This window comes from Pseudoalteromonas sp. Z9A4 (assembly GCF_011378845.1).
Lineage (GTDB): Bacteria > Pseudomonadota > Gammaproteobacteria > Enterobacterales > Alteromonadaceae > Pseudoalteromonas > Pseudoalteromonas arctica.
Genome location: NZ_WTLA01000049.1, coordinates 1 through 9,008 on the forward strand (window position 1 = coordinate 1; position 9,008 = coordinate 9,008).

Below are 9,008 nucleotides of genomic sequence, written 5' to 3' on the forward strand. Positions count from 1 at the left end.
GCGAACAGATGGATTCAAGGTTAAAAAGCAACCAACAAAAAAATAGTTGGATACGTTCCTAAAAAGAGTAATTCTACAGCCTCAACGCCTTACTAAGCGGCGCGAAATTGTTGGCTAAAATGTACGAGGAACGAGTGCTAGCCAACTGTTTAGCGTCCGTTTGAGTAACTTGTTAGATGTTCTATTTACCATTAACTTCATTTTTAACTTTTTGGTTTAACTCCATAAAGTCTTTTACTAGCGAGTCGCAAATCGATCTTTTAGCAGCGCATCTTACTTCAGTAGTTATTCCAACTTGCCCATCTTTCTCTACGACAGCGCGACGAACAACTGATGGATATGACGAGTGCTTTTTCGGAGCGAAAGACCAAAGTGCTTTATTAGTATTATCATTAACAATAACCCAACCTTCTGATTCACTGATTTCGGCATCTGGGTCTGATTTCAGTGCTTCGAGCGCTTCTAAAACAGTGTTATATCCAAATACTTGCCCCTGTTTTCCTTTATAGCCCAACTTTGAGTCGGGTTCAGTTGCAAATGACAAACTCGAAAAACTTAATAGAATTAAAATTAATACTCGATACATACACAATCCTCCTTGAACATCTAACAATTTAGTCTACGACATTTGTCGTTTTACAAACCGACAAATGTCTTTATATTACAATGATTTTATCCTAGCTATAAAATAAACAACTGTAAACAGTTAGTTAGCTTCGCCTTACCTTTTCTAAATGTAGCAAAACCCCAAAATGGTGGAGATCAGTAATATCAGACAAATCGTTGTTTAGTTATACCGGTTGATTATTAATTAAGAGGTTATATTTATTAGAACGGTAACTCATCACCATTAAAACTATAAAGCTTTCCCGTATTATCAATAGATAAATTCAGAATAACGTTCATAACTCCAAGAGCCGAGTCTACAACATTTTCACTTGCTGTAGAGCCACCCATATCGGTTTGAACCCAACCGGGGTGAACAGCTACCACAGCCACATTATCATTAACAAGTTCTTGTGATAAATTCACTACTAGCATATTGGCAGCGGCTTTAGACATTCGATAACCATACCAATCCACACTTTGTTCTAGCGAAAAAGATCCCATAGCAGAAGAAATAACGGCTATCTTACATAAGCGTTTTTTATTTATTAAAGGTAAAAAGCAATGAGTTAAATATAGTGGTCCAAGTGAATTCACCTTAAAACACATTTCAGCATTAGCATAATTAATAGTATGGATACTTGTGTTTTCTCGATCCAAATATCCCGCATTATTTACTATTAAATCTAATTTAATATTTTCCTCATTGAGTTTACTTGCCAACGTCTTAATTTTTTCAGGGCAAGTGATATCCATTAGTTCAATAGACAATTTATTTGGAAATTTACCTTTCAATGAAACTAGACCAACCGCCGTCTCTAGATTTCTACAGGTAGCAATTACTGTCCATCCATTTATAAGGTATTGTTTGGCTAATTCGAAACCGATTCCCCTATTAGCACCCGTTATTAATACAACTAAGTTATTCATTGTTTATACCTATAAATCTTACAATTTAGTCTACGACATTTGTCACCTAAAAAACGACAAATGTCCTTATATTACAATGGTTTTACCCTAGCTATAAAATAAGTATTTGTAAACAGTTAGTTCAGTCTCAACTTTTCTAAGTGCAGCAAAAATCCCAAATGATGGAGGTAAGTAATATCAGGCAAATTGCTGTTTAGTTGCACAGGTTGATTATTAGTTAAGTGGTTATATTTAAATACCTGTGTTTAAACCAATAACGCATTCCCCCTTAAACTTGTAACTCGTTATTACTTATAAAATTAGTTAAAAATCACAATCTACCCCTATTGAATCCTCTGTATTTTTACTTCATATTAAATATTCTTATTTCTCACTTATTATGCTGTTATGTCATTTTTTAAATTTAGCCATGCACTTATTCTCACACTTGCTAGTACCTTACCGCTTACAAGCCATGCTGCGCTTGATAAAAATGAGCGTGAAATAGTAAAACAGGTCGATAAAAATATTCCCCAAGCACTGCAAGAAATAGAGCAAGCCGTAAATATTAATAGCGGGTCGCTTAATATTGAAGGTGTAAAAAAAGTAGGCGCGCTTACAAGCGAGCAGCTCAAAGCCATTGGTTTTAAAGTAGAATGGCTTGATGGCAGTGCGTTTAACCGCGCAGGGCATGTATTAGCAACCCATGAGAGTGAAAATCCCGATGCAATAAAAATACTGATGATCGGCCATCTAGATACGGTATTTGCCAAAAACGATAACTTTACTACCTACAAACAACTTGATGCCGATACAGCCAGTGGCCCAGGCGTTGCCGATATGAAAGGCGGTAACACGATAATAATTACCGCACTTAAAAGCTTACAAGCCCTTAATTTACTCGAAAATGTAAGCATAAAAGTATTACTGACTGGCGATGAAGAAAGCAGCGGTCGCCCGCTTAGCTTATCTAAACAAGCTATTGTTGATGCAGCAATTTGGGCTGACGTAGCGCTTGGTTATGAAAATGGCGATAACAATATAAAAACAGCTATGGCGGCGCGCCGTGGTTATACCGGTTGGACGCTAAATGTAACGGCAAATGCAGCGCATTCGTCACAAATATTTAGCGAAAGCGTTGGTTATGGCGCTATTTACGAAGCATCACGCATTTTAAATGATTTTAGAGAGCAACTTGCCACGCAACCTAATTTAACATTTAACCCAGGGCTTATTGTAGGTGGTACAAATGCCGACTACGACAGTGCTAATTCGTCAGCAACGGCGTTTGGTAAAAGTAATGTAATAGCACAAACCGTGCATGTAGCAGGTGATTTACGCGCACTATCGCCAAAGCAATTCGAAAACGCAAAAAGATCAATGCAACTCATTGCTAGCAACAGTTTAAATGGCAGTAAAGCAGAGCTTATTTTTGAAGACGGTTACCCGCCAATGGCATTAACTGATGGCAATAAAAAGCTATTAGAATTATACAGCGACGCAAGCCACGATTTAGGCTTCAACAAAGTAGTAGCCGCCAACCCTCGCAACGCAGGTGCAGCTGATATTTCGTTTGCGGCAAATCATGTTGATATGGCACTTGATGGTTTGGGCTTAATGGGCAGCGGCGCACACACTAAAAACGAAACAGCCGACTTAACCAGCCTTGATAAAAACATTAAAAAAACTGCATTACTTGTTTATAGATTAGGGCAGCTGTAGGAGTAAATTTACAAGTAAGCGAGGACCGAATAACCTCAGTCCTACGCTTACAGTTACTTTTAAGACATTATTTTAAACAATAAATCTCTTACTGTTGCTGGCTCAAATGGTTTATCACAAATTGCATCAACACCTGCTTGGGCTATGTTTGCTAGGTGTGTTTCATTAGCTTCTGAGCTCACCATTAAAATAGGAATATGCGAGTAGCTATTTGAGCCTCTAACGGCTTCTGTTAGCTCTCGCCCATCCATTTCTGGCATGTTGTAGTCGGTTACTATTAAGTCAAAAGCTTGTGAATTAAGATAATCAATTGCCTGTTTACCATCCTCAGCTTCAACAGGTGCCGGAATACCCATACCAGTTAATACTCGGATAATATGCTTACGTGCAAAACGGCTATCATCGACAACAAGCACTCGTAGTAAAGTTACATCGAAGTGTTCAAGCTCAACTTCTTCCTCAGTAATAATATCTAAAGTAGCTTTAAGTGCTCGGGTAATCGCTTCTGCACTAAAAGGCTTTGGTAAAATAGCCAACACGCCAGATTGGCGAAGTTGCTCTAGATATTTTTTATTACGCTCACTCGATACCAGCATAAATGCTTGATGTTCAGTACGCGGTGTTGATCTTATTTTTTGTAATAGTGAGTCGGCTGTCCCATCGGCCAAATACATTGCGCTTATTACTAAATCTGGCTGATAGCTTTCAAGAATTGTCAATGTTTGTGCTTGGGTAGTCGTAGTTTCAACCTGACTTACACCACATTGTGATAACGATTTAATTATGAGCTTTTGCTGAACATCTGACGGCTCGACTAATAATATTGAAAGATTGCGTATCCCTGTTTGATCTGTCATTAATTTCTCAGTTATTTTTTATTTTATAGAAAACAAACACTACATTTATTCTTGTTATTATAGATCAACAGTCAATTATCAAAAACTAAAAAATAGCCAATGCGAACTAATATTACTAAATCCCTTCAAAACTAGGTGTAATAGTAAGTAGTCTAATTTTTTTGTATGTATTCTAATGCCGTCATTTTTTTATAGCTTACATTAGGGTGTAAAATATGAGTAGGTTCAGGATCGACAACTTCAACAGGAATGTCGTAATTTCGGGCTATTTCAATTGCCATTTGCGTAATATTAACGCTAAACGAGGTGCCCATAAATACAATTTTATCGGCGTTGAGCATACGCTTTTGTGCTTCTGTTATTCTGTAAAGCTCGGTGTAGTATTCGTCAAATAATAAAACAAAGGGCTTAAATGAATGGTTTAGCTCAGGCGTTTGGTTTTGAATATTAAATAGCTCAAAGAGAGACTCTTGCAGGAGGCTTTCTTCTACGATATCCCACGGGGTGGCAAGTGGCGTGGCTGGCTCACCTTGCTCATGAAATAAGGTCATTTGATCAAGCCTGCCATGAATAGCAATGTAATTTTTATTACCCGCTTTGCCATCAAGCCCATCTATGTTTTGAGTAATTAGGTTTTTGTCACTTAGCCAATGGTGTACATCGTTTGGGCCATGGTTGCGATACGTTGCAAAGCGATGGTAATACCATGCTAAAAATTCTTTAGGGGCATTTTGGTACATTGCGCGCGTTGCCATTTCCATAGGCGTATAATTTTTACTGCCTATGGTCCAGTAACCATCCTCCCCTCTAAAGGTGGGAATACCACTGGCTGCGCTGACTCCCGCCCCGGTAATGTAAAGGGTGTTCACTTTTCAACCTCGAAACCGAGTACGTTAGCGCTTACTTGCTGACTGTTATCAATACCGCCAATTCGGTATAAAACACCGCTGTGCTCAAGTAAACCACGATGATCCATACTCTTTACTTCAACTGAGGATAAAATCTGCCATTCGTTTTTTTCGATACTAAAGCGCCAAACATGATCACTTGCTGGTGCAGGTTTACCGTCGTAGCCTATTGCGCTGTAGTTATATGGGTTATTAGAGCCTGCCATCATATATATATTGCCATTATAGCTGGTAGCTGCCATTCGATAGTGAGCGGTGCCCGTTGGATGAGGCAACGTACGCCAATCTATTTTTTGTGGATTAGTTGAATCTATTGTGCCTTTTAAGCACTGTGCTACACCTGCAAACGAGCGACGCGAATCAGGATTAGCTTGTGTTTCAACGCCATCACAAATAACAATGGTATTATCGCTAATTGCAGCTGCTTGGCCAAATACGGGCTCACCTAAAAATGGCGAGGCTTGTTGCCATGTATTATTTTGCGTGTCGTACACTTGCACTAAGTTTACGTTGCCGTCGTTATGCCAACCGCTAATTAGGTAAATGTAACGCGCTTTGTAGCTCAGCGCTACGCTATCGTCTACAGGTACTGGCATGCTTGCAAGATGAGTGTAGGTATCTTTTATTACGTCGTATCGGTATACGTCGGGGCTTGAAACTTCAGTATGATCCTCTGCTACCGTATAGCCGCCAAACACATAGGCGTAATCGCCTAAACCGACTGCGGTGCTTGCTAAGCGCCCTTTTAGTGGCAAGCTTGAAGGCACACCAGTTTTAGATTGCCACTGTGAATCGCCAATTTTAAGCGCCCACACTTTGTTATGCACTGACGAGTATTGTTTATCGCGGCCCAGCCCCATAAAGCTTAAAAAATAGGTTTGGTTTTGTACTGTAACTTTAGCCACAGCATTATTAGCAACTGGCTCTGGTAAAGCAGGAAGGCTTGCTAACGCAAGAGAAAAAAGAAGGCTCATAAGGCAAATAATTTAATAAGAATTAATACGCTCAGATTAAATTATTTTAACCTTGTGAGCCAGTATTGTTATATCTAAATAATCAAACGCTTTTGATTAGTAACCATATTAGTAGGCAATACTAATATGCTAATTTACGTGCGCCGCATTTTGCGCTTCATCAATCATTGCGGTTGCATAATCAGTGGCCAATACCTTGCTTTCGCCTGCATCATTCGTAAAAAATGTATTACTGCCGATACGGTAATCGCCTTCATTATCATCTGGACATGATTTGTGCAGTTTATTTATCAAGGAACTACCAACAAACTGCTGTAAGAACATTTATAGATTTTTTAGCGCAGCACTGTCAAACCCATATTAAAAAATATGTCAGCAGTTAAGGACGCTGTGACTATTGTTTAACCTAAGGTGATAGTTCAGCTTAGTTATTGAGGCAAATAGGTTACGTTATCTAAGCCTCGTTGTTTATTTTTGTACATAGCTTGATCAGCATACTTTATGAGTTCGTGATCTGTTTGGCCGTGCTCGGGGTAGTTTGCAATTCCTATACTGGGTGAAATATTTAGTAATACGTCATCTAACTTAAAGACGGCTTTAAACTCAGTGAGGACTTTATTTTTTATTCTGGCGGTTTCGTTGCTAGAACTTAAGTTATCTAAAATAATTAAAAATTCGTCTCCGCCTAAACGCCCTACTGTGTCGTAATGTCTTACTGACGCTGAAAGCCTTTTTGCTATAGCGCATAAAAGCTTATCGCCAATTTCGTGTCCGTGAGTATCGTTTATTGCTTTAAAGCCATTTATGTCTATATACAGTAAAGAAAAAAACGTGTTGTCTCTGGTTGCACTAATAATTACTTTTTCTAATCGACTCATCAATAAAGAACGATTTGGTAGGCCAGTTAACACATCGTGCCGTGCCATATAATGGAGTTGATCTTCCATTACTTTACGTTCAGTTATATCGTGCGCGACAGCGATTCTTACTTGATGTTGCTCTGACCAACGAACAGACCATAATATATGAACTACTTGGCCATCTTTTCTCATCCAGCGGTTTTCAAAGCGAGGGTTCACCATTTCGCCAGACAACAGCGAAGTTACGGCATTATGCGTTTTATAATGATCACCTTCGTAAACGTAATTAATCATTTTTGTGCCAACAACTTCATCTGCCGTATAACCAAAAATTTGCTCAAACGCTGCACTTACAAAAATAAATCTGCCATATTTATCAACCACACACACTGCATCAAGCATTAAATCGAGTACTTCTTCTACGCTAATAAATTCATTTTTCATCATACTTTGGTGCCTTTTAAGCAAAACCAAGTAAATTTTAGTATTCTATATACTGTCAATAAAAGAAAGATAACCGTCCTAAAACAAGCGTTAATACAAAGTTAAACTTATGTGCCCCCGTAAAAAACCCTAACTACCAAAACACATTCAAACTAGACTGGCAGGCTCAAGTCTGAGGCACATAACCTTTAAGCAGTTATAGCTACCATATGTTCAGCCATTTTTTGAAAGATTATAATTGATATAGCAATTGATGGGTTTGGGTATTAACCGCTTGCATATTTAATGCGTTTAGATATTTTAAAAATAGATCGCTATTTTATTCAAGACATCGAAGCAAACGATGATAACACCGCCCTAGTAAAGGCAACATTATTAGAGCGCATAATCCTGATGTACTGGTTGTTGAAAAAGGCGTGGAAACTCAAAAGCAGTTTTACTATTAAAAGAATTGGCATGCGACTACATACAAGGTTACATATTTTCAAAGATATTTCTAAAAGTGGATTAATTTCGAAATATATAAAGCACCAAGTTACAATTTAACGAGTAGTCTTTGTGTTTTTTTAAGCTTACAAAATTAATAAAACGACATTTATTAAGCAGCGAATTTATAGATTCGTAAAAGCTAAGTTATACTTATAGCCAACGAGGTACAAGCTGCTTATATTGCAGATACTCTTCTGAAAATGATTGTGTTAAATGTTTCTCTTCTATTACGGTTTGTCTGTACAGGGCAGTTAACCCTACAAGCAAACAAACTAAACTAAACAAGCTTGGCAGCGCTAAAAAGAAACCAATCTGAGCAGCTGCAACACCTAAATACATTGGGTTGCGCGAGTACTCATAAAGCCCCGTTGTCTTAAGCTCTTTTGGCCCACTAGGATCAATTCCTGAACGCCAAAGGGATGCCATATTAAAATGCACAAACATCGTTAAAATAAAACCTGCACTCAATAATACATTACCAAACATCACCCCAGGCCAACCATTTAAGGGCTCAAACAATATTAAGTAGCCATCCAACTCAGGAATAAAAACCCTTACAACGCATACGAACCAAATAGCAGCTCTAAAAAATTTAAATGCCATATGGTTCCACCAACTAATACAGAATTTTTCTCCAGGAAAAATAACGCCAGAAGGTGTAGTTCGGTTTTTATAAATAATCCTGTACGTATAAAAAGCTGCTACAAACGTATAAAAAATAGCAAGATAAATACGCGTAAATTCAATCAGCGATGCAGAGTCATCTATAAAAGGTTGATAGTTCATTAATGGAAGCCCTGTGCCTTTATTACAATACTAAGATAATAAATTCATCTTAGTATTCATGCCGTTAATTAACAAGCAAAGTAAGTGAAATGTGTATAAGTTAGTTAGTTTACAGATTTTATTATAGAAATTAAATCAAAGCTTACTTTTCGGCTAGTACCGAGATCTCTACAATGTCAAGTCGGTGCGCTACACAGTAGAATGTCGTAGTGCCCATAGCGGTAGAGAGTCACGTAGCAAATGCTACACTTTTTACGGGTGGAGATATTTTATGATTTTAGCGTCGGGAGTCGCTACGCTCGCCCGACCTACGTGATGCGTGTTGATGTGAGTGCGCATTAATTACACGTATTTTACTTTTCTTCAGACGTAAAAAAGCCCGAATCGTTAGATTCGGGCTTTCTACAATTTGAAGCCTGGTAATGTCCTACTTTCACATAGCAAATGCTACAC

At 38.2% G+C, this 9,008-nt stretch carries 9 protein-coding genes; 1 reads left to right on the top strand and 8 read right to left on the bottom strand.

The features are described from left to right. Positions 1-181 precede the first annotated feature (181 nt). Complete coding sequence (locus GQR54_RS19250; RefSeq protein WP_166379664.1) at positions 182-586, bottom strand: molecular chaperone DnaJ; 405 nt, start codon at positions 584-586, stop codon at positions 182-184. A gap of 242 nt (positions 587-828) precedes the next feature. Next, entirely contained in the window at positions 829-1,536 is a 708-nt protein-coding gene (locus tag GQR54_RS19255; RefSeq protein WP_166379666.1) for an SDR family oxidoreductase, read from the bottom strand. A 387-nt stretch (positions 1,537-1,923) separates the two neighbouring features. Here GQR54_RS19255 and GQR54_RS19260 point away from each other — a divergent pair, with 387 nt between their 5' ends. Further along, the gene (locus tag GQR54_RS19260; RefSeq protein ID WP_024592865.1) at positions 1,924-3,237 is read left to right on the top strand and encodes a M20/M25/M40 family metallo-hydrolase; all 1,314 of its coding nucleotides are present in this window, start codon (positions 1,924-1,926) and stop codon (positions 3,235-3,237) included. 59 nt (positions 3,238-3,296) lie between these two features. Here GQR54_RS19260 and GQR54_RS19265 read toward each other — a convergent pair whose 3' ends face one another. The 6 genes from GQR54_RS19265 to GQR54_RS19290 form a co-directional block, all read right to left on the bottom strand. Further along, positions 3,297-4,094 carry a response regulator gene (locus GQR54_RS19265; RefSeq protein ID WP_166379668.1) on the bottom strand — a complete coding sequence of 266 codons (798 nt, stop codon included), beginning with the start codon at positions 4,092-4,094 and terminating at the stop codon, positions 3,297-3,299. Positions 4,095-4,246: 152 nt separating this feature from the next. After that, positions 4,247-4,963, bottom strand: coding sequence for a Sir2 family NAD-dependent protein deacetylase (locus tag GQR54_RS19270; protein WP_166379670.1), 717 nt, complete (start codon positions 4,961-4,963; stop codon positions 4,247-4,249). Next, positions 4,960-5,976: a kelch repeat-containing protein gene (locus GQR54_RS19275; protein WP_166379672.1), complete on the bottom strand. Its 1,017-nt coding sequence runs from the start codon at positions 5,974-5,976 to the stop codon at positions 4,960-4,962. The genes GQR54_RS19270 and GQR54_RS19275 overlap by 4 nt, the downstream gene beginning before the upstream one ends. Positions 5,977-6,105: 129 nt before the next feature. Then, complete coding sequence (locus GQR54_RS19280; RefSeq protein WP_166379674.1) at positions 6,106-6,270, bottom strand: epimerase; 165 nt, start codon at positions 6,268-6,270, stop codon at positions 6,106-6,108. A gap of 134 nt (positions 6,271-6,404) precedes the next feature. Continuing rightward, positions 6,405-7,283: a sensor domain-containing diguanylate cyclase gene (locus tag GQR54_RS19285; protein WP_166379676.1), complete on the bottom strand. Its 879-nt coding sequence runs from the start codon at positions 7,281-7,283 to the stop codon at positions 6,405-6,407. A gap of 636 nt (positions 7,284-7,919) precedes the next feature. Further along, positions 7,920-8,555 (bottom strand): isoprenylcysteine carboxylmethyltransferase family protein, encoded by a 636-nt coding sequence (locus tag GQR54_RS19290; protein WP_166379678.1) that lies wholly within the window; start codon positions 8,553-8,555, stop codon positions 7,920-7,922. Positions 8,556-9,008 lie beyond the last annotated feature (453 nt).